Source organism: Lachnospiraceae bacterium, from assembly GCA_022794035.1.
Lineage (GTDB): Bacteria > Bacillota > Clostridia > Lachnospirales > Bianqueaceae > CALWPV01.
Map to the genome: position 1 here is coordinate 258,724 of JAAWDX010000003.1, position 20,330 is coordinate 279,053.

General features: G+C 46.6%; 17 protein-coding genes. 14 read left to right on the top strand and 3 right to left on the bottom strand.

Going from position 1 to position 20,330, the window contains the following annotated elements:
* Positions 1-130: 130 nt before the first annotated feature.
* The 8 genes from HFE64_02925 (at position 131) to HFE64_02960 (ending at position 10,469) form a co-directional block, all read left to right on the top strand.
* On the top strand, positions 131-1,864 hold the full coding sequence (locus tag HFE64_02925) for an ABC transporter ATP-binding protein (protein ID MCI8632420.1): 1,734 nt from the start codon (positions 131-133) through the stop codon (positions 1,862-1,864).
* Positions 1,845-3,599: an ABC transporter ATP-binding protein gene (locus HFE64_02930; protein ID MCI8632421.1), complete on the top strand. Its 1,755-nt coding sequence runs from the start codon at positions 1,845-1,847 to the stop codon at positions 3,597-3,599. Before HFE64_02925 ends, HFE64_02930 begins: the two co-directional genes overlap by 20 nt.
* 501 nt (positions 3,600-4,100) lie before the next feature.
* The gene (locus tag HFE64_02935) at positions 4,101-4,658 is read left to right on the top strand and encodes a TetR/AcrR family transcriptional regulator (GenBank protein ID MCI8632422.1); all 558 of its coding nucleotides are present in this window, start codon (positions 4,101-4,103) and stop codon (positions 4,656-4,658) included.
* A 182-nt stretch (positions 4,659-4,840) separates the two neighbouring features.
* Positions 4,841-5,437, top strand: coding sequence for a hypothetical protein (locus HFE64_02940; GenBank protein ID MCI8632423.1), 597 nt, complete (start codon positions 4,841-4,843; stop codon positions 5,435-5,437).
* 16 nt (positions 5,438-5,453) lie between these two features.
* Positions 5,454-7,553, top strand: coding sequence for an MMPL family transporter (locus tag HFE64_02945; GenBank protein ID MCI8632424.1), 2,100 nt, complete (start codon positions 5,454-5,456; stop codon positions 7,551-7,553).
* 2 nt (positions 7,554-7,555) lie between these two features.
* A complete protein-coding gene (locus tag HFE64_02950; protein MCI8632425.1) occupies positions 7,556-9,760 on the top strand; it encodes a hypothetical protein in 2,205 nt (734 codons plus the stop codon).
* Positions 9,761-9,890: 130 nt separating this feature from the next.
* Positions 9,891-10,190 carry a type II toxin-antitoxin system RelB/DinJ family antitoxin gene (locus tag HFE64_02955; protein ID MCI8632426.1) on the top strand — a complete coding sequence of 100 codons (300 nt, stop codon included), beginning with the start codon at positions 9,891-9,893 and terminating at the stop codon, positions 10,188-10,190.
* A gap of 84 nt (positions 10,191-10,274) precedes the next feature.
* Positions 10,275-10,469 (top strand): hypothetical protein, encoded by a 195-nt coding sequence (locus HFE64_02960; protein MCI8632427.1) that lies wholly within the window; start codon positions 10,275-10,277, stop codon positions 10,467-10,469.
* Positions 10,470-10,559: 90 nt separating this feature from the next.
* Here HFE64_02960 and HFE64_02965 read toward each other — a convergent pair whose 3' ends face one another.
* Positions 10,560-11,405: a hypothetical protein gene (locus tag HFE64_02965; GenBank protein MCI8632428.1), complete on the bottom strand. Its 846-nt coding sequence runs from the start codon at positions 11,403-11,405 to the stop codon at positions 10,560-10,562.
* Positions 11,402-12,268 (bottom strand): histidinol-phosphatase, encoded by an 867-nt coding sequence (locus HFE64_02970; protein MCI8632429.1) that lies wholly within the window; start codon positions 12,266-12,268, stop codon positions 11,402-11,404. The genes HFE64_02965 and HFE64_02970 overlap by 4 nt, the downstream gene beginning before the upstream one ends.
* 240 nt (positions 12,269-12,508) lie before the next feature.
* Here HFE64_02970 and HFE64_02975 point away from each other — a divergent pair, with 240 nt between their 5' ends.
* The 3 genes from HFE64_02975 (at position 12,509) to HFE64_02985 (ending at position 15,315) form a co-directional block, all read left to right on the top strand.
* On the top strand, positions 12,509-13,105 hold the full coding sequence (locus HFE64_02975; protein ID MCI8632430.1) for an abortive infection protein: 597 nt from the start codon (positions 12,509-12,511) through the stop codon (positions 13,103-13,105).
* Positions 13,105-13,944: a nucleotidyl transferase AbiEii/AbiGii toxin family protein gene (locus tag HFE64_02980; protein MCI8632431.1), complete on the top strand. Its 840-nt coding sequence runs from the start codon at positions 13,105-13,107 to the stop codon at positions 13,942-13,944. Before HFE64_02975 ends, HFE64_02980 begins: the two co-directional genes overlap by 1 nt.
* Positions 13,945-14,208: 264 nt before the next feature.
* Complete coding sequence (locus HFE64_02985; protein MCI8632432.1) at positions 14,209-15,315, top strand: aminoglycoside phosphotransferase family protein; 1,107 nt, start codon at positions 14,209-14,211, stop codon at positions 15,313-15,315.
* Between the two features lie 94 nt (positions 15,316-15,409).
* Here HFE64_02985 and HFE64_02990 read toward each other — a convergent pair whose 3' ends face one another.
* Positions 15,410-15,598, bottom strand: coding sequence for a DUF1540 domain-containing protein (locus HFE64_02990; protein ID MCI8632433.1), 189 nt, complete (start codon positions 15,596-15,598; stop codon positions 15,410-15,412).
* Positions 15,599-15,796: 198 nt separating this feature from the next.
* Here HFE64_02990 and HFE64_02995 point away from each other — a divergent pair, with 198 nt between their 5' ends.
* The 3 genes from HFE64_02995 (at position 15,797) to HFE64_03005 (ending at position 20,318) form a co-directional block, all read left to right on the top strand.
* Entirely contained in the window at positions 15,797-16,981 is a 1,185-nt protein-coding gene (locus HFE64_02995; protein ID MCI8632434.1) for a CCA tRNA nucleotidyltransferase, read from the top strand.
* Between the two features lie 84 nt (positions 16,982-17,065).
* Positions 17,066-18,061 (top strand): CotS family spore coat protein, encoded by a 996-nt coding sequence (locus HFE64_03000; protein MCI8632435.1) that lies wholly within the window; start codon positions 17,066-17,068, stop codon positions 18,059-18,061.
* A gap of 280 nt (positions 18,062-18,341) precedes the next feature.
* Entirely contained in the window at positions 18,342-20,318 is a 1,977-nt protein-coding gene (locus tag HFE64_03005) for a PEGA domain-containing protein (protein MCI8632436.1), read from the top strand.
* Positions 20,319-20,330 lie beyond the last annotated feature (12 nt).

Here is a 20,330-nt window from a genome sequence, read left to right on the forward strand (position 1 = left end):
CATGCGGACACCCAAAGGGACTATAAGAGTCACTGGAAAATCGTTGCGATCGCAACATTTTATATTGACAGGCTGTGTAAAAAGAGGTATCATTATTAACGTGATTTTAAAAAGGGAAGGAATGATACGGATGGTGATCAAGAAATTCTTGAGAAAGTACGGATGGCTGTACATACCCGGTATTGTGTTTTTGGCGATTAATTCGCGGATTCAAACGCTGGCGCCGGAGGCTTTGGGAAAGGCCATCGATTTGTTGGAGCAGGCGGTGCCGGATAAAAACCTGGTCTGGAGGCAGGCGGGTCTTATCATATTGATTGCGGTTGGCGTGTTTGTGACACGATTTATCTGGCGGATGATGATTATCCGCAATGCCAGATCGATGGAGTGCTTTCTGCGCGAGGAGCTTTTTGCGAAGCTGCAGAGCATGCCGATCTCCTTTTTTTCTAAACAGCGTTCAGGCGATCTGATGGCCTATGCGATCAATGATGTCGGGGCGGTGCGTATGACCTTTGGACCGGTGCTGGCGCAGGGACTGAACGGGATTATCACAGGCGGGCTTTCCATATGGGCGATGACAAAAGCCGTGGATGGGAGGCTTACATTTTTGGCCTTAATTCCGGTGCCGATTGCGATTATTTCTATTATTTTGATTGGCAATCTGGTGCAGAAACGTTTCCGCAGAGTACAGGAACTATTTTCTCATCTTTCTGGATTTGTGAATGAGTCCATTATGGGCGTGCGTGTAGTGAAGACCTTTGCCAGAGAAAAGGAGTGGCAGCACGAGTTTGAGACCACATCTACTGAGATGATGCAGGCCAATGTAAAATTGACGGATACGTCGGCATTGATCAACCCGATTACGGTGATTACATTTGGGCTAAGCTATGCGGTCAGCTTAATCTATGGCGGCGGACTGGTCATGAGTGGTTCTTTGGCGCTAGGGGATCTGGTGGCCTTTCTGGGGTATCTACTGCTGATTCAGAATCCGGTGGTACAGCTGGGACGAATTGTCAATATGCTGCACCGCGGTATTGCATCCTATAAGCGCTTAAGTGTGATTTTTAATGAGGAGAGTATTCCCGAAAAGGAAATGCAGGAATACGACAGACCGATTGACGGTGCGATTGAAGCACGGAATCTGACCTTTACCTATCCGGATGCGGATAAGCCTGCACTGGAGAATGTTAGCTTTAAGCTGCCGGCAGGCGGGACGCTGGGCATTGCCGGAAAAACGGGCGGCGGCAAGTCAACGCTGATTGGGCTTTTGCTTAAGTTCTTTGATGCGCCGAGAGGTACGTTGTTTATTGATGGAAAGGATATCTGCGATATTCCGGCCAAGGCACTGCGGGAAGCGGCGGGCTATGTGCCGCAGGATGGCTTTTTGTTTTCAAGCTCTATTGAGCAGGATATTGCGTTCTATATGCCTAAGGTTGGGCGCAAGGAGGTACGGCAGGCCGCAGATTTGGCTAATATTGACGAAGATATCAGCGCTTTCCCGGAAGGGTATGATACGCAGGTGGGCGAACGGGGAACGCGGCTTTCCGGAGGGCAGAAGCAGAGAATTTCTTTGGCGCGTGCACTGATTCGGGATCCGCAGATTCTTATTTTAGACGACACGCTGTCGGCTGTGGATAATATTACCGAAAAAAAGATTGTAGAGAATATTCATGGAGTGCTGCGTGATAAGACTTCTATCGTGATTAGCCACCGGCTGTCAGCGCTTCGCAGATCGGACTGGATTTTGTTTATGGAGGATGGCAGAGTGATTGAGGCAGGCACGCATGAGCAGCTTATGGCCAAGCAGGGAGCGTATGCCGAGACCTATGAAAAGCAGTCAAAGGAGGATGAGCAGCATGAAGAATAAGCAGGAAAAAAGTTCTAGCCTAGTGCGTCTGGCGCTTTTGATGAAGCCCTATATTGGCAAGCTGCTGATCTGTATGTTATGTGTGATTGTGGTGAATCTGGCAGAGCTTTTGAAGCCATATGTGGCGGCCATTGTGATCGATAATTTTTTGGTGGGCACTACGGAGCAGAGCGGCTTGTTTTCTATTACCGGCATGGGCATATTGTATTTTGCTGTGGCGCTGGCCGGCGCGCTCTTTTCTATGACACAGGTGAGGCTGATTGCCCGTATATCGCAGGGGATTCTGAACGAAATGCGGCAAAAGGTATTTAATAAGATCATGCATATGCCGATGAAGCTGCTGGACCGTTATGGCACAGGACGTTTGATTACACGAGCGACCAATGATGTGGAAACGGTAAATGAATTTTATTCTGATGTATTTTTGAATCTATTTAAGGATGTATTTTTGCTGCTGGGAATTTTGGTTATGATGCTGATCATGGATCCCCATCTGGCGCTGGCGGCATTTACGGGTGTACCGCTGATTGTGCTCCTTACATTTTCTCTTAAGAAGATCATCAAGCGTAATTTTAAGCGCATGAAGCAGATCATCGGACAGATCAATGGATTTTTTGCAGAAAACATATCAGGCATGCGGATTGTGCAGGCTTTTAACCGGCAGAAAAATAAAATGGATGAGTTCCAGGAGCTGAATCAGGCATATTTTAAAACAACGATGACACAGGTGTTTTTAAATTCGTTTCTGAGGCCGACTATGGAGGTCATCAATAATCTTGTGATTGCGCTGCTGATCGTCTATGGATTTGGCAGGATTACCGGAGGCTTGCTGGAGGTTGGCGTGCTGTACGCATTTACAAACTATGTTAAACAGTTTTTTGAGCCAATCAATGATTTAGCGGAGAAATATACGACGATTCAGTCGGCACTGGTCTCAACCGATCGTATCTATGAAATTTTAGATGAGACGGATATTGAGGATCCGGAAGCGGGCGCGCACGGCGGCCCGGTAAAAGGAACGGTTGAGTTTAAGGATGTTTGGTTTGCATATCAGGATGAGGATTGGATCCTGAAGGGTATCAGCTTCAAGGTAGAGGCTGGCCAAAAGGTGGCTTTTGTCGGACATACTGGCGTGGGCAAATCTACGATTATCAACCTGATCAGTCGTTATTATGCGATTCAGAAGGGACAGATTTTGGTAGACGGCGTTCCGGTGGAGGACTGGAAGCTGAGGGACCTGCGTCAGGGAGTATCCACAGTACTGCAGGATGTGTTTCTCTTCACGGGGGATATCGCTGAAAACCTGGATATGCATGCGGGTCTTACCGAGGAGCGCATGGAGGATGCACTGGAGGTTTCGGAAGCGTCGGATTTCATCCATGATCTTGGCGGTTTGAGCAGTGCGGTGACGGAACAGGGACTCAATTTCTCTACAGGACAGCGGCAGCTGCTTTCATTTGCAAGAGCCATTGCCCATGATCCAGCCATTTTGGTGCTGGATGAGGCAACAGCGCATATTGATACAAATACGGAAGAGCTGATCCAGCAGTCGATTGAAAATATTTCCCAGGGACGGACTTCCATCTTTATTGCGCATCGGTTATCTACGATTCAAAATTGTGATGTTATTTTTGTCTTGGTTGATGGACAGGTAGCAGAGCAGGGAACACATGATGAACTATATGCACTGAATGGGGTATATACCAATCTGATTCAGGCACAGGTAGAGGAATAAAAAGGAATAAAAAGGAATAAGAGGAAAAGGGCTTTACAGCTTGGAGGATTAGCTGTAAGGCCCTTTGTGATAGAGGCGGTTAATGAAGGAGTGAAGGTTTGGAGGTTAGGAGGACTGAAGGATTGAAGGACGGTCCGTCCCCTAGACAAAGGGGGCGTTGGCAAAAGAGAGGTTGGCGGATTTTAACGTGGATGACCGATGTAAAGCACGTTAGGGAAGGACTATGAAAAAGGATTTAACGGGTCATTAGCAGGGTTTTGTCCGTTATATTGATAAGAACTCTTCAATTTCAACTGATCAAATTCGTTTTTTGACCAGTTGAAATGGCAAGCAGAGCAGAGGATGCAACGTGCAAAATCAAAGAAAGATACGTTAAAAAAACAAAATTGAAGAATCTGTAACGGCGTAGGAGCAGTAGGGACGGACCGTTTGAGGAAAGAGAGACATTGACAGATTACACAGATGGGATTATAGTAAGGAATGGCTGAAAGGAGGGAGAGCATGCCTAATTTCACTCAAATGGCAATTAAAAAAACATTTATAAAGCTTCTAAACGAGAAACCGCTGAATCAGATTACGGTCAAGGACATTGTAGAGGAGTGCGGGATTAACCGTAATTCATTTTATTATCATTTTCAGGATATTCCGGCATTGATAGAAGAAATTGTGACAGAGGAGGCAGACCGGATTATTTCTAAGTATCCCTCGATTGATTCCTTGGAGATCTGTTTGAATGCTGCCGTTGATTTTGCTACGGAGAATCGGCGGGCCATTCTGCATATTTACCACTCGGTCAATCGGGCTGTATTTGAACAGTACCTGTGGAAGGTCTGTCGTTATATAGTGGCAACCTATGGTGCAACTGTGTTTAAGGATAAGCCGGTGAAGGAGGACGACCGGCAGCTAATTCTTCGTTTTTATGAGTGTGTCTGCTTTGGCATGGTAATCGACTGGATGAACGATGGCATGCCGGAGCGTGTTCATCAGCAGATTAGCCGTTTATATGAGCTAAAAAAAGGAATGATTGAGGAAATGATTCAGAGAAGTCTGCAAAAATAAATGGATAGATTGATCGATTTGACACCGGACATGAATGTGTTAGGCATTTATGCTCCGGTGTCTATTTTTTAGTCAATTTTGGCAGCATGACCGGTTTTTCAGCATCGGGCAGAATCTGTCCGTTTGAAAAGAGGGAAGGCTTTGGTATAGTAATCGCATACTTGAAAAAAGGAGGGTTTACCATGAAAATGAGGTCGGTTGCCCCTATGCGGGCCGCTAAGATTGGCTATATCGTGATGTCGGTTTTCTTTTGTATCATGGGAATATGGATGATTGTTTACCCGCAGATTTCTATGCAGGTCATGGCAAAGGTGCTGGGAATGGGGCTGCTGCTTTTTGGCTGTATCCGGCTGATAGGGTATCTGTCGAAGGATCTGTTTAGGCTGGCCTTTCAATATGATTTGGAGTTTGGCATTCTGCTGATCCTGCTGGGACTCATTGTGCTGATCAAGCCGGGCAATGTGGTGAATTTCATTTTCATTGCAATTGGGATTGCCGTTTTCACAGAAGGGCTGTTTAAAGTACAGATTGCGCTGGATGCTAAGCGCTTTGGCATCGAGACTTGGTGGCTTATTTTTGCGCTTGCTGTCGTGACGGCACTGGCAGGAGGCGTTATTATGTTCCGCCCTGCGGCGGGAGCGCAGATGATGACGGTGCTGCTGGGGATTTCCCTGCTGACGGAAGGAATTTTGAATTTCTGCGTTGTGCTGAGTACGGTGAAGATCGTTAAGCATCAGCAGCCGGATGTGGTGGAATGCGAATATTATGAGATCAAATAAAGAGAGGATGAAACAAATGCATTTTTCAAAAGCGGTTGTCCGGTACCGCGTTCCGATTTTAATCTTGGCGCTTTTGCTGATGATTCCTTCTGTTTTGGGAATGGCGGGCACCCGGATCAATTATGATATGCTGGATTATCTGCCGGAGGACATGGATACCATTGTGGGGCAGAATGAATTGATGGAGGAGTTTGGCAAGGGCGCTTTTTCGTTTATTATTATGGAGGATATGCCGGAGCAGGAGGTGGCGGCGCTTAAGAAAGAGATCGAGCAGGTGGCACACGTGGAAAGCGTGATCTGGTATGATTCTTTGGTGGATCTTTCGGTTCCGATGGAGCTGCTGCCGGATTCGATCTACCGTGAGTTTAATACGGAGCATTCGACCATGATGGCTGTCTTTTTTGACAGCTCTACATCGGCGGATATCACGATGGATGCGATTCGTTCGATCCGAAGCCTTTGCACAAAGCAGTGCTATGTTTCGGGGATGTCGGCTCTGGTTACGGATCTGAAGGATCTGTGTGAAAAGGAAGAGCCCATTTATGTGGGGATTGCGGTAGCGCTGGCCTGTGCGGCGATGCTGCTCTTTTTGGATAGCTATCTGGTGCCCTTTGTGTTCTTGGCATCCATCGGCATTATGATTCTGATCAATCTGGGATCGAATTATTTTATGGGAGAAATTTCCTATATCACAAAGGCGCTTTCTGCTGTGCTGCAGCTGGCAGTGACCATGGATTACTCGATCTTCCTGTGGCACAGCTATAATGAGCAGAGGGAAAAGACGGCTGATGCTAAAGAGGCGATGGCTGTCGCCATTCAGGAAACACTGACCAGTGTGCTGGGCAGTTCGATCACCACGGTGGCTGGATTCATTGCGTTATGCTTTATGTCCTTCACGATGGGCAGAGATCTGGGTATTGTCATGGCTAAAGGGGTCTTGCTGGGTGTGATCGGGTGTGTTACGGTGCTACCGGCTCTGATTTTGGTGCTCGATACGCCGCTGCAAAAAACAAAGCATCGTTCCCTGATTCGCGGCTTTGGAAAAACGGCCAAGGGCGTCGTTAAAATTTTTCCGCTATTTCTGGTGATTTTTGCTGCTCTTATACCGCCTGCGTACTATGGCTATCAGAAAACCAATCAGGAGGTATACTATGACATGGGAGAGTGCCTGCCTCAGGATATGGAATATGTGATTGCCAATTCAAAGCTGAAGGAAGAGTTTAATATTGCCTCTACGCATATGATTTTGATTGACCGCGGCACGAGTGCCAAGGAGATTCATCAGATGACGCAGGAGATGGAGCAGGTAGAGGGCGTGAAATATGTACTCAGCCTGGAGTCTATTGTAGGCAGCCGGATTCCAGAAGAGATGATCCCCGATTCGATAGCCGGGATTCTAAAAAGCGATCGCTGGGAGCTCATGCTGATCAATTCGGAATATAAGGTTGCCGGCGAAGAGGTGAATGAGCAGATCAACCGGCTGAATGAAATTTTGAAGCGATATGATGAGGGTGGCATGCTGATTGGAGAAGCGCCCTGTATGAAGGATATGATCGAAACTACCGACCATGATTTCAAGGTCGTCAATATAATATCCATTTTGGCAATCTTTTTCATCATTGCACTGGTAGAAAAGAGCGTTTCGCTGCCCTTCATTTTGATCGCGGTGATCGAGCTGGCTATCTTTATTAACCTGGGGCTGCCGCATTATCTGGGACAGAGTCTTCCGTTTATTGCGCCGATCTGTATTAGCACGATTCAGCTGGGAGCCACAGTCGATTATGCCATTTTGATGACCACGCGCTATAAAGCGGAGCGGCTTGGCGGAGCAGATAAAAAGGAGGCCGTGCATACCGCACTGCTAACTTCCATCCCTTCCATCATTGTATCAGGAATGGGACTTTTCGCCGCCACCTTTGGCGTCGCTGTCTATTCCAATATTGATATCATTAGCTCGATGTGCATGCTGATGGCCAGAGGAGCCGTAGTCAGTATGCTGGCTGTTATCTTTATTTTACCGTCGCTACTGCTGCTGTGCGATAGAGCCGTATGCGCGACCACATGGGGCATGAGAAAATTGAGTAAACATTCTAAACGCAATCAGGAGGCAATCTAATCATGAAAAAAGGAATAAAAAGAAAAGTGGCGCTGGGGCTATGCGCGGCTGTCATGCTTAGCGGCATGCAGGCTCCGGCTTTAATGGTCGGCGCAGCGCAGGAAAAAGAAGAGCCACAATCAAGTGTGTCAAAAGAGGAAACGGTATATATTTTGACGGAAGCAGATGGCAGCATGCAGGATGTCATCGTCAGCGACTGGCTGAAAAATCCGCAGAAGGCAGATACGATCTCAGAACGGTCGGATCTGACAGAAGTAGAAAATGTAAAAGGAGACGAGACCTATACAGACGAAGCCGGACATGTGCGCGTTTGGAACGCGGGAGGCAAGGACATCTATTATCAAGGGAGAAGTGAGCAGACACCTCCTATTGCTCTTTCCGTCAGCTATGAACTGGACGGAAAGCCGATTTTACCGCAGGAGCTGGCAGGAAAAAGCGGCAAGGTGCGTATTCGCTTCACATATACCAACTCGCAGTATGAAACCGTGGATATCGATGGTAAAAAAGAGAGAGTCTGCGTTCCCTTTGCTGTACTGACAGGCATGATTCTTGATGACGAGGTCTTTCATAATGTAGAGGTAATCGGCGGAAAGCTCGTCAACGATGGCAGCCGCACCGCAGTCGTCGGCATTGCCTTCCCGGGAATTCAGGAAAGTCTGCAGCTGCCAGAGCAGGCTGCCGGGCTTCCCAGTACGCTTGAGATCACAGCCGATGTAGAAAACTTTGCGATGGGCATGACGCTTAGCATCGCAACCAATGAAGTTTTCAATCAGATTGATATCCAGCAGCTGGATTCCATAGAGGATCTAAAAGGTTCTCTGCAGAAGCTGACAGACGCTATGGATCAGCTGATCAATGGCTCTTCTGACCTTCGTGAGGGTCTGCGCACCTTATCTGAAAAATCCGGTACGCTGGCAAACGGCGTAGATCGTCTTACCTCCGGCGCATCTGCGATTCACAGCGGCATGAAGGAGCTTGCGAGCGGCGCAGAAAAGCTCTATGAAGGCGCTTCCAGATTGCAGGAGGGACTGGATACACTGGTCAGTAACAGCAGTCAGCTGACAGCAGGAGCGGCGCAGGTGTTCCGCACTTTGCTCGATACAGCGGCTGCGCAGCTGCAGGAAGCCGGGCTGTCTGTGCCGGCTATGACGATAGAAAATTATGCAGATGTTTTAAACGGCATCATCAATTCATTGGATGAAGCAGCCGTATATCAGCAGGCGCTGTCGCAGGTCACTGCTGCGGTGGAGGCTAACCGCGCGCAAATTATAGCGGCCGTGCAGGATACGGTTAAGGAGACGATTCGCGCCAAGGTCTGCGAGGCGGCAGAACAGACCGTCACAGAGCAGGTCACGCAGACTGTATATGAAACCGTGAAGGATCAGGTGATCCTGGCTGCGACCGGTCTGGATAGAGCTGCCTATGAAGCCGCCGTTTCTGCAGGCAGCATTACCGAGGAGCAGCAGTCACAGATTGCCAGCGCAGCTGAGGCGCAGATGCAGACAGAGGATGTGCAGCAGAAAATAGCTGTCGCCGTCCAGCAGCAGATGGCCAGTGAAGAGGCAAAGGCCATGATAGAAGGACAGATCGCAGCACAGCTGCAAAGCGACGAAGTGCAAAGTCTAATCGCGCTGCAGACAGAGGCGCAGGTGCAAAAGCTCATAGCAGACAATATGGCAAGCGATGCCGTACAAAGCCAGCTGGCAGCCGCCTCCGAAGGAGCAAAGGCAGTCATTGCCCTGAAAAGTTCATTAGACAGCTATCATGCCTTTTATTTAGGACTGTACGCCTATACGGCAGGAGTGGCAGAGGCAGCAACGGGCGCAGGAGAATTAAAAACAGGAGCTGAAAGCCTGAAGACAGGAGCCGGCGCTTTAAATCAAGGTACAGGAGAGCTTTATAACGGCTTGGTTACGCTGCAGGACTCTGTACCGGCACTGTTAAGCGGAATTTCACAGCTTTTAAATGGCTCAGCACGCCTTGCGGACGGAATCAAGGAATTAAATGAAAAGGGGATTGAAAAGCTGATCGGTGCCTTAGATGATCCGGAAAAAGTAGGAGATGTTTCGCTGCTTTTGAAAAGGATCAAAGCAGGCTTAGAGCTGTCAAAAGAGTATCAGTCCTTTTCAGAAATAGATGAAAAGATGGAAGGAAAGGTGAAATTCATTTATCGTACGGAAGGGATTGAGATTAAGAAGGAATCGTAAATAAAAAGTTTTGATAAATTCCCTCTTTACTGGATAGTCCAGCAAAGAGGGAATTTTTATATTTTTGTATTGCTAATGGATATACAAAGGGATATAATAATATCAATCTAAAATGAAAGGTGGTATCATTATGGCTACAAAAAGCGCAAATGTACTGGCTCGTGTTGAACCAGAAATAAAGGAACAAGCTGAATCTATCATGTCCAAACTTGGATTGCCCGCTTCGGTTGTTATCAATGCACTATATAAGCAGATCATTATGACTGAAAGTATTCCTTTTTCACTGTCGTTGCCGAAAAAACCTGCTACACTAGATTCTATGGATACAGAAAAATTTAACTCCATTATGAAAAAGGGATTGGCACAAGCTGAATCAAATCAGTCACGTCCTATTGCTGATGTTTTTGCGGATTTAAGACGGGAAATATAATAATGGATAATATCTATAGGAAATGTGATCAGTTACGGCAATTATCACAGAGTATGCCATAATCAAATCACTGAACTCAAATCTATGGGGAAAGTTAAGAGGATAGAATGGGGTTCTGATCAGGATTTGAAATTTAAGAATCAAAGAACGCAGCCGGTCATTGATATGGCAAAAGAATCCAGATTAAAGATCCAAAGTATATTCTTGATATTGGGCGGCGGGCTGGGAAATAGCACAGGTGTCGAATACCAAAGAAATGATGTCCATGCTGTTCGATAAATTAAAGAAAAATGGTATATAAAAAAGCGTTAGAACTGACAAATATCAGAACTAACGCTTCTTTATTTGAAATCCTATTTAGAACCTTTTTTATAGCTCAATGATTTTTCCGTCATACGAGATATCTAGGTCAAAGGGCTGAGCCGCCTCGACCAGCTGCTGATGGAGCAGGTGCCCATTGTGTGAAAAATGATTGGCAACGCAGCGCGTATGCGCATCAATAACGCCGATCTCTTTCATCTCATCACGCACCCGCACCACATCCGGAAGTCCTAAATGGCCTCCGCCGCAATGCGTGTCAATCTCACCGCAGGTGGTATCAAAGCTAACCAGATCAACAGGCTTTTTCAGAGATTTAAAATATGTCCAGACCTCAGGCGCATAGTATCCGCTATCGTGAAGATAGAGAACAGAAATTCCCTCGGCATCCTCAATGTGATAGACAAAGGGCTGGTGGCCGGCCGACATGTGATGGGCAGGAAGCGGCGTGATGCGATAAGGACCAGCCTGCACCGTTTCAAACGGCGTCAGGATATGCCAGTGCATAGCCTCATCACTTGCCTGATCGAGTTCCCAGCCGCTGCAGCGGTAAAAGAAATCCTTTGTTTCCTGCGCGCAGTAAATATGAATATCCGGGCTTGCCATGTTGTGGCTGTAGCCAGAGCCGCGTACGCTTAGCTCCTGTGGATAAAAATGATCCATATGACAATGCGTAATCAGAAGATGCTGTACCTTGGTCAGATCGAGACCATGCTGCAGCTTATGCATATAAGTATCGGGCGGCAGATCGATCAGCAGGTCCTCATTGATCATTGCCTGTGAGCGCGTGCGGATATCCTTGCCGCCAAGGCGCGCTGCCTCTTTACAAAAATCACATTGACAAAAAACCGCCGGCCAGCCCTCAGCAGCAGCCGTTCCTAAATACATAAATTTCATTTATGAACCTCCTCTTTATATGAGCGCGATAGCGCCAAATCACATAAACCGACCTCTTCAAAAAGAGAATCCCGCCCCAGAACCATGACAGAACGATAGCCAGCCTCCTGCAGCAGTGCAGTCGCCAGATCAAAATGAGCATCCAGCTTAGCCGCATCATGACAGTCAGAGCTAATCATAACAGGATATTGATGCTCCCTCAGAAAACGCAGCATCGTAAGATTTGGATAGGGCTGAGAGGCATAGCCGCGCGCAATTGCCCCGGTATTTACTTCAGTAATCGCTCCGGTTTCCGCGCAGGCGCGGAGAGATTCGAGCGCTAGTTTCAGATAGGCCGGATCCTCCTCGTCGATCAGATGATGCGTATCATTTCGCTTGGTAATGAGATTGAAGTGCCCAATGATCGAAGGCCGCTTTTGCGTGAATAGCTCGGCAACCTGAGCATAATAGGTGCGCGCAAGCGCAAAAATGTCGCCGTGAAAGCCTTTTTCAAGCGTTTCATAAAAGGAATCCACAGAGCCGTCATAGGAGTAGAAGGCGCTTGTTTGGGGATCAAGATAATGATGAACACTGCCGATGAGGTATTCATAAGGGCTCAGATCCACCGAAGAATAATAATCAAGCTCCAGGCCGAGCCGAATGGTAAGCTGATCGCTGTAGACATGCTGCAGCCGGTGGATTTCCTGTATGTATTGCTGCGTCCCTGCCAGTGACATACCATAATCTAAGGTATTCTTGTGGTAAGAATGACCGGAAAAGCCGAGAGAAGTAAAACCGAGGTTAATAGCGGCTTGCACCATCTGCTCAGCGGAAGAGGCCGCATCACAGAACTGAGTATGCGTATGAGCATTAGATAAAATCATAAATTAGAGCCTCCCTTACGGTTGCTTAGTATAGCATGGATAAGAAAAAAGTCAAGCGAGCGGGAAAGGCATAGTTGCGGATCATAATGGTTTGCCTTCCTTGCCTGTTTGTATGAGCAGAGTGATAAAGGTTTCAAATTAGGAAATACTAAATACTAGAGAAAAAATATTTACATTTAAACTTTAATAATATATATTATAAAGTATAAATGTAAAATCTCTTTTTGGAGGCATGTTTTTATGGATAGCATTTGGAGTAAAATCGAGAAAGTTGCAGAAGAAAATAATGGCTTTATAAAAACAAGTGCAGTTGAAGCTGCAGGAGTCAGCAGACCGATGCTTCGTAAATATATGAAGAATGGAAGACTGGAACAAATTCGTAAGGGGTTATATATTTGTGCAGACGATCTTGCCGATGAATTTGCTATGCTGCAACTACAGAGCACAAAGGCTATTTTTTCTTATGGAACAGCATTATATTTATGGGGATTGTCAGATCGTATACCACATAAATTCGATGTAACAATACCGCAGGGTACGAATATTAGCCGGCTTAAAAGAGACAATCCAAATATCCGATGTCATTATGTGAAACGAGAAGTATACGATATGGGAATAAGTGAGGTTCGGTCGCCTCAAGGTGCCATGGTACGCTTATATGATAAGGAACGTTGTATATGTGATTTGATTCGGGATAAAGATAAAGTGGACATTCAGATATACACACAGGCAATAAAAGAGTATTTTAATACAAAACCTGACAAGCGTAAGCTTTTGAAATACAGCAGGATTCTTGGGGTTGAAGCTAAAGTCAGAATCTATATGGAGGTATTATAATGAAAACACCAGAGCAATTAAAAGGAAGCATACGTAGCATGGCGGTGAAGAAAAATCTTCGTGCTCAGGAAATTCTGCAGATGTTTCTTTTTGAACGAGTATTGGAACGTTTGGCAAACTCTACTTATAAAAATAATTTTATTCTGAAAGGTGGTTTGCTTGTTTCCTCTATGATTGGAATAGGAGAACGCACAACGATGGATATGGATACTACTGTGCGTGGTATTCAGACGGAGGAGGATGAAATCGTGAAAGTTGTCAAAGAGATTCTGGATGTAGAAGTTGGCGATGGTATTGTATTTGAATACCAAAGTATTGAGCCTATTCGTGAGGAGGATGTTTATCATAATTTTCGTGTACACCTGCGTGCAAAATATGGTAAAATTGATAGTCCGATGAAAATAGATGTTACAACTGGGGATGTAATTACCCCGGCAGCAATCCAATATGATTTTCCGATGTTATTTGATGAAAAGACAGTTCCCATTATGGCCTATACACTTGAAACGGTCCTTGCCGAAAAATATGAAACAATTATTCGCAGAAATATCGGTACAACAAGGGCCAGAGATTATTATGATCTTCACACTCTATTTCAGAGCCGTAAATCAGAAATTTGTCTGGATGTTTTGAAAACAGCCGTTTTACATACTGCCGAAAAGCGCAATTCGGTTCAAGATATCAAAGAATGGCAGGATATTATCAAAGATATCAGAGAAGATTCACAGATGTATTTGCTTTGGGATAACTACGCTTTTGAAAATAAGTATATTGGTGCGTTGAGATTTTGTGTTGTTCTTGATACCGTGGAAGAGATTGCAAAACTTCTGAGTTTTTAAATGGTGATGGCCCTAGTGTTTTGAGTTTTCAAGTGAGGAATAGTAGTATAGAATTAGACTTGTACAACCAGAAACCCTATGGTATAATACGCACATAGAACGATCGCAAGAATCCCGCGGGGATTTCTTGTTTCGTTTGATATAGGTCAAACGAGTGTTCAGCGAAGAACGAGCCGAACTTTTTAAGCAATGCAAATGATTGTCAAACGATGAGAGCCATGAATATACTATAAGCAATGAAAGAGAAACGCGAGGGAAAGCAATATGAATTACGAGGAAATTATTCGGGTATTTAATATTGAAGGAGAGATTCAATCGGTAGAACCCTTTGGTTCAGGACATATTAACGATACCCTGTGTGCTACGGTTGTTCATAACGGACAGACGCAAAAATATGTTCTGCAGAAGATGAATACAGAGATCTTTCAGGATCCGCAGGGCCTGATGAACAATATCATTAAGGTGACGGAATACCTGAAAAAAATCATTAAGGCGCGGGGCGGCGATATCGCTAGGGAAACCCTGCATTTTTATCCTACCAAAGACGGACATCTGTTTTATAAGGATGATCAGGGGCGCTGCTGGCGCCTGGAGGATCTGGTAGCCGATACCAAATCCTATGATATGGCGGCTACACCGGAAATGTTTATGAATACCGGAATCGCGTTTGGGCAATTTATGGCGGATCTGGCGGACTTCCCAGCGGAGGAGCTGGTGGAGGTGATTCCTGATTTTCATCACACAGGAAAACGCTTTGAGACCTTTGAAAAAGAAGTAGCAGCTAATAAAGCAGGACGCATTGAAACCTGCCGTGAAGAAGTGGATTTTGCACTTGCCCGCAAGGAGCTTGCGCTGTCGCTGGTTGGGCAGCTGGCAGAAGGAAAGCTTCCGCTGCGCGTTACACATAATGATACGAAGATCAATAACATTTTGATGGATGAAACAACCGATCAGCCGATTTGTATTATTGATTTAGATACGATTATGCCCGGTGCCTGTGCCTATGATTTTGGAGACAGCATTCGCTTCGGCGCTTCTAGTGCCGAGGAGGATGAACAGGATCTGTCAAAGGTATATATGAGGCTGGATCTGTTCGAGGCCTTTACAAAAGGCTATATGCAGGCAGTGGGAAAGACTTTGACTCCAGAAGAGGCAAAAAGTCTGGCGATCGGCGCTGCTGTGATTACATTTGAAACGGGTATTCGTTTCTTAGGCGACTATCTGAATGGCGATACATATTTTAAGGTGCATCGGCCAGGTCAGAATTTGGATAGAGCGCGTACACAGTTTAAACTGGTAGCCGATATGGAGGAAAAAATGGAGGAGATGCAGGCCATTGTTGACCGCTATTATCAGCTGGCTCAGCAGTGAGCGCGGCGCTAAAACCACTTTTTGAAGAGAATTTTATATAAAAAACAGGCTCCCAAGCAGCGTTCATGCTGCCTAGGAGCCTGTTTTTTATTGATCAGTTCTTCTTTTCGAAGCTAGCGCATTCTGTGCACTCGCAGGTATTAGCGCAGGGCTCGCATTTGCCGACCTGAATCTGCTGCAGGGTGCAGTACTGGGCATCGCCGCAATGGTATTTGCACTCATCTACCGTGCAGCCGATAGCGCGGTTAGTAGTAGAATCACAATTTGTTTTAGATACATGCATGGTAAAAATCTCCTTTCTGGTGGATAAATTCTTAAATGCTGTGAAGTATTTTCACATCCATAGCTAGTATGAACAGACAAAAAGATAATATGCGATTTAAAGGCAGATCATTGACAGGAATTTAAGAAGCGATTACAATAGAAAATAACGAATGGAAAAAAATGTATATTTGATAAAAAGGCAGAGGAGGTGTAGGAAATGCAGATTGACAGCGGAGCCGAATGGATTGTAAACCGGCTTGAACAGGCAGGCTACGAGGCCTATGTAGTAGGCGGCTGTGTGCGCGATGCGCTGATGGGCATGCAGCCAAAGGATTGGGATATTACCACATCAGCCAGGCCGGAGAAAGTCAAAGCCATTTTTCCTAAAACCTTCGATACAGGCATCGAGCATGGGACAGTTTCCGTGCTGTATGATCACACAGTCTATGAAGTCACTACCTATCGGATAGACGGCGATTACAGCGATCACCGCCGGCCCGACCATGTTCTGTACACCTCTTTGTTATATGAAGATCTGGCCCGCCGTGATTTTACCATCAATGCGATGGCCTATCATCCGCAGCGGGGGCTGGTCGACTACTTCAGCGGACAGCAGGATTTAAAAGAAAAGCGGATCCAATGCGTGGGAGAGGCCGAGCAGCGCTTTGAAGAGGATGCGCTGCGAATGCTGCGGGCGGTCCGTTTCTCAGCTAGGCTTGCCTTCAGCATCGAAGACGCAACACTGCGGGCCATCCGCAAAAAGGCGCCCAGCCTTGCTCATGTCAGCCGTGAGCGAGTGGCCGATGAGGTGACGCAGATTTTGCTGTGTCAGCATCCGGAAGGCCTGAGCCGCATCGTCGACACCGGCCTTGCGCCCTGGATCTCGCAGGAGCTTGGACAGGGCGAGCAACTGGATTTTTTGGCGCCTGCGCGCGTAAAAGGGCAAAAAGCACTTCGGTTTGCTGCCTTGCTACACCGCTTTGGAGCGGAGAGGGCAGCGCGGATACTGCAGGAGCTGAAGCTGGATAATGCAACCAAGCGGGATGTCGTGCATCTGCTGACCTTTATCGGGGCGGCGCTGCCGCAAAATAGACGAGACATGCGCTTTTTTTTGCATGAGCTGGGGGCGGATTATTTTGATGCCTTGTGCGAGCTAAAGCGGGCGGCCGGACAGAACGGGGAGCAGGAGCTTTTAGCAGCGTATGCCTTGTATGAAACGGAGAAGGCGGCCTGTTTGACGCTGGCACAGCTGGCAGTGAGCGGTCGGGATCTGATGGAGGCTGGTGCGGTGAGCGGCCGGGCGCTGGGCGCTCAGCTGCAGCAGCTGCTGAATTTGGTGCTGGAAAACCCGGAGATGAATGAGAGAGAGAGTCTTATGCAGTATTTTCGTGAGAACTGTTAGGCATGAACGGCGCATTGTCCTCATATAGTGTTGGTATAGAAACGAGACGGTTTCTATAGAATTTAAGATGAGGACGTGACCAATATGAGAGAGTTTTCGCCGGCTCTGCTAGAACCCTTTGGGCTGCGCAGTAAACGCATCACCAGGGCCTACGGAGCTTTTATTTGTGATACAAATCAGGGAGTCGTGCTAGTGAAGGAAGCAGCGCAGCCGGAGGAGGTGCTGTGGGCAGCGCATGGCGCTAAGGAATATTTGTGCAGACAGGGATTTGGATGGACGGACCGCTATATAGTCGGCAGAGACGGATTTCCTTGGGCAGCTGCCGGCGGCGAGATATATACGGTGCGCAGCTGGCTGAGAGCGGAGGAAGCAGACCTGACGGATAAGGCTTGTGTCATTCAGATGGCGGCTATGCTGGGCCGGATGCATCGGCTTTCGGTGAGATATGAGCCGGTGCAGGGAGCGCAGATGGTGAACCGTTGTTATGAATGGCCGCAGAAGGTTTATAAAAACTGCCGTAAGCTGAAAAGCTACGGCAAAATTTTGCGCAAGAATGGGCATTATACAGAGTTTGACCTGATGGTGCTGTCCTGCCTGCCGCAGCAGGTGGAGGAGGCAGAGCAGGCACAGGAGTTTTTTATGGGACCGAAGTATGTGAGGCTAGCAGAGCGATCAGATGAGCAGCATGCTTTTGGTCACGGACAGTATACGGATCATACGGTGCTGCTGGGTAAAAATCGTACGATGATTACGGATTTTGAAAAAATTTCCTATATGATTCCGGCCACGGATCTGGTGATGCTGCTGGAAAAAGTACTGCGAAAAAATCATTGGTCAGTTGAGTTTGGCATGGAGATGCTGGAAGCATACGACAGGTGGTGCCCGATGGGAGAAGAGGAGCGGCAGTTTGTTTACGCCGGGCTGATCTATCCCAGCAGGCTGTGTGAGCTGTGCACCAAGGCTTATCATACGAAGAGAAGCTGGATTCCCATTGCCTATAAGCAAAAGCTGGAGGAGTTTTTAGCGCAGCAGGAAAAGAGAAAAGATTTCCTGCACCAGCTGCGGAGTGTATTGCGATAAGGGTTACCCTATGGTATAATATAGGCGGCAAGGCAATTTTGAGTATTCGAGACCCTGAGCCGCCTTTTGAGTTTGATGCAAAGCATCAAACTCCGATATCGTACAGCTATTCAAATTGATTATGCTGCGCTATAAGTTTGCCAAAGGCAAACTTGTGATAATGCTATGGTATGATATAAGCGGTAAGGCAATTTTGGTTATTCAAATCCCTGAGCCGCCTTAATACGTAAGTTACGAAGTTACGATATAGATATAAAGCATGGAGTATAGGGAGGAAAGCATGAAGGACGAAAAGGATAAAAAGAACGAGCAGTTTGAAGAATGGAGCTTTGAAGATGTGTTTGCAGCCTCTGAGAATCAGAAGCCATCAAATAAAGAAGCAGCAGGAGCAAAGAGAAAAGAAGAACGATCGGAAGCTCCGGCAGATAGGAAAATAAAAGCAGATCAGGCGCAGACGCCGCCTGCAGTGCCGGAAGAGGATTCTCCTGAGCTGCAGGAATTTTCTGATACCAAAAAACATAGTCTGAATCGTTTAAAGCCGGAAATTAAATTGACATCGGTTGAGGAGAGTATCCGCGTGGATAACCGGTATGAAGCAGAGGAAGAAGAGGCTGAGGAGCTATATGGAGATGAAGATGCCTATGGCGACGAGGATGCCTATGAGTATGACGAGGAAGCATACGATGACGGATATGAATATGATGATGAAGATGCCTATGATGAAGACGGGTATGCTTACGACGACGAGTATGAGTATGAAGACGAGGCTTATGAAGACGGTGACTATGAATATGACGAAGAAACCTATGAGGACGACGAATACGCTTACGACGATGAATACGATTATGAAGAAAGTGAAGAGACCTCAGATATTCCTAATGTAAGAAAAACCGATACCGATGGAAAAAATAAAAAGCCGCTGATTATCGGAGGAATCTCCATTGGCGTAGTGCTTTTACTGATTATGGTGGTTGTACTGCTGTTTAGGGGCCTGGGAAGCGAGGGGCAAAACAGCGATCAGAGTACAGGCTATGATTTGCAGCAGCTGACAGGCGTGGTAACAGGTCTTGATAAAAACAACGAGACCATTTTGATTTATAATGCGGAAAGTAAGCAGGAGCAGGGCTTTACATTAAAAGACGCAGGCCAAAACGTGATGTCCATTGGCAGCGTCAATGTCGGCGATGTGGTACAGGTGCAGTACAACAAAGCCAATGGAAATAAAGTAGAGGCACTAAGCCGAGCCAGTGCGGCGCAGCAACTGAAGGATGTTAAGAATGCAGTGCCCACGCAGAATACAGTTACCATTAATGGAAACCGGTATTCCATAGATGACAAACTGGTTTGCCTGTATGGAGGCCAGCCCTTTGATGTGAAAAAGATCAGTGGGAATACAACTTATGATGCTACGGTGGTAGGAGAGCATATTTATACGATTTACGTTACGTATGCAATCGGCACATTGGTGTTGCAGAACCTGGAAGAATATGCAGGCGGCATGATGACACTGCAGCCAGCCGTTGGAGAAAAGATTGAAAAGCTGATTACGCCCAATATGGAGCCAATTGAGCTTCAGGAAGGATCTGTAGAAATTCAGATTAAAATGGACGATGAGGTTGTTTATACCGGTAAGATTTTCATCAGTGCCGGCAAAGAAAATACGCTGAAGCTGACCAATATGGAGGATAAAAAAGGAAAAGTTGTATTTGTATCCAATGCCAGCACAAGGGCGGTTGTGGAAATAGACGGCAAGGAATATGCGGAAAATGATGAGATTGAGCTTGAATACGGCGACTATACGGCGCATGTTTCAGCACCCGGATATGACCCTGTGGATCAGAACTTCACAGTGAGCCAGCCCTATCAGCAGGTCAATATAGAATTCAGAGAAAATACAACGCAGGTCACAGTATCCACCAATTTGTGGGGCGTTTCATTGTACGTAGACGGCGTCTATCAGGGAGAGCTGGAGGACAGCAGCATTACCTGCCGTCTATCGCCCGGAACCTATACCATCACCTGTACACGCACAGGTTATCATGATAAATCAACTACGATTACCATTACAGAAGGAATGGAAGATCAGTTCCTGTATTTCAGCGGTTTTGTTCCGATTGAAAATAATGAGCCAAGTACCAGCCAGCCAGAGCCGCCCGCTGAATCCAGCGAAACGGGGGAAAGCAGTGATGAACCAAGTTCTGCTGGAGAAGAAGATTCAGATAACACTGATAACAGTACGCCAGAAGATGGAGAGTAAGTGAACGCCATC

Bases quoted from the DNA above. Each gene is read 5' to 3' on its own strand.
- HFE64_02995 (MCI8632434.1), top strand. From the start codon at position 15,797: ATGCAGATTGACAGCGGAGCCGAATGGATTGTAAACCGGCTTGAACAG.
- HFE64_02955 (MCI8632426.1), top strand. From the start codon at position 9,891: ATGGCTACAAAAAGCGCAAATGTACTGGCTCGTGTTGAACCAGAAATA.
- HFE64_02935 (MCI8632422.1), top strand. From the start codon at position 4,101: ATGCCTAATTTCACTCAAATGGCAATTAAAAAAACATTTATAAAGCTT.
- HFE64_03000 (MCI8632435.1), top strand. From the start codon at position 17,066: ATGAGAGAGTTTTCGCCGGCTCTGCTAGAACCCTTTGGGCTGCGCAGT.
- HFE64_02980 (MCI8632431.1), top strand. From the start codon at position 13,105: ATGAAAACACCAGAGCAATTAAAAGGAAGCATACGTAGCATGGCGGTG.
- HFE64_02960 (MCI8632427.1), top strand. From the start codon at position 10,275: ATGGGGAAAGTTAAGAGGATAGAATGGGGTTCTGATCAGGATTTGAAA.
- HFE64_02945 (MCI8632424.1), top strand. From the start codon at position 5,454: ATGCATTTTTCAAAAGCGGTTGTCCGGTACCGCGTTCCGATTTTAATC.
- HFE64_02930 (MCI8632421.1), top strand. From the start codon at position 1,845: ATGAGCAGCATGAAGAATAAGCAGGAAAAAAGTTCTAGCCTAGTGCGT.
- HFE64_02940 (MCI8632423.1), top strand. From the start codon at position 4,841: ATGAAAATGAGGTCGGTTGCCCCTATGCGGGCCGCTAAGATTGGCTAT.
- HFE64_02985 (MCI8632432.1), top strand. From the start codon at position 14,209: ATGAATTACGAGGAAATTATTCGGGTATTTAATATTGAAGGAGAGATT.
- HFE64_02950 (MCI8632425.1), top strand. From the start codon at position 7,556: ATGAAAAAAGGAATAAAAAGAAAAGTGGCGCTGGGGCTATGCGCGGCT.
- HFE64_03005 (MCI8632436.1), top strand. From the start codon at position 18,342: ATGAAGGACGAAAAGGATAAAAAGAACGAGCAGTTTGAAGAATGGAGC.
- HFE64_02990 (MCI8632433.1), bottom strand. From the start codon at position 15,598: ATGCATGTATCTAAAACAAATTGTGATTCTACTACTAACCGCGCTATC.
- HFE64_02970 (MCI8632429.1), bottom strand. From the start codon at position 12,268: ATGATTTTATCTAATGCTCATACGCATACTCAGTTCTGTGATGCGGCC.
- HFE64_02975 (MCI8632430.1), top strand. From the start codon at position 12,509: ATGGATAGCATTTGGAGTAAAATCGAGAAAGTTGCAGAAGAAAATAAT.
- HFE64_02925 (MCI8632420.1), top strand. From the start codon at position 131: ATGGTGATCAAGAAATTCTTGAGAAAGTACGGATGGCTGTACATACCC.
- HFE64_02965 (MCI8632428.1), bottom strand. From the start codon at position 11,405: ATGAAATTTATGTATTTAGGAACGGCTGCTGCTGAGGGCTGGCCGGCG.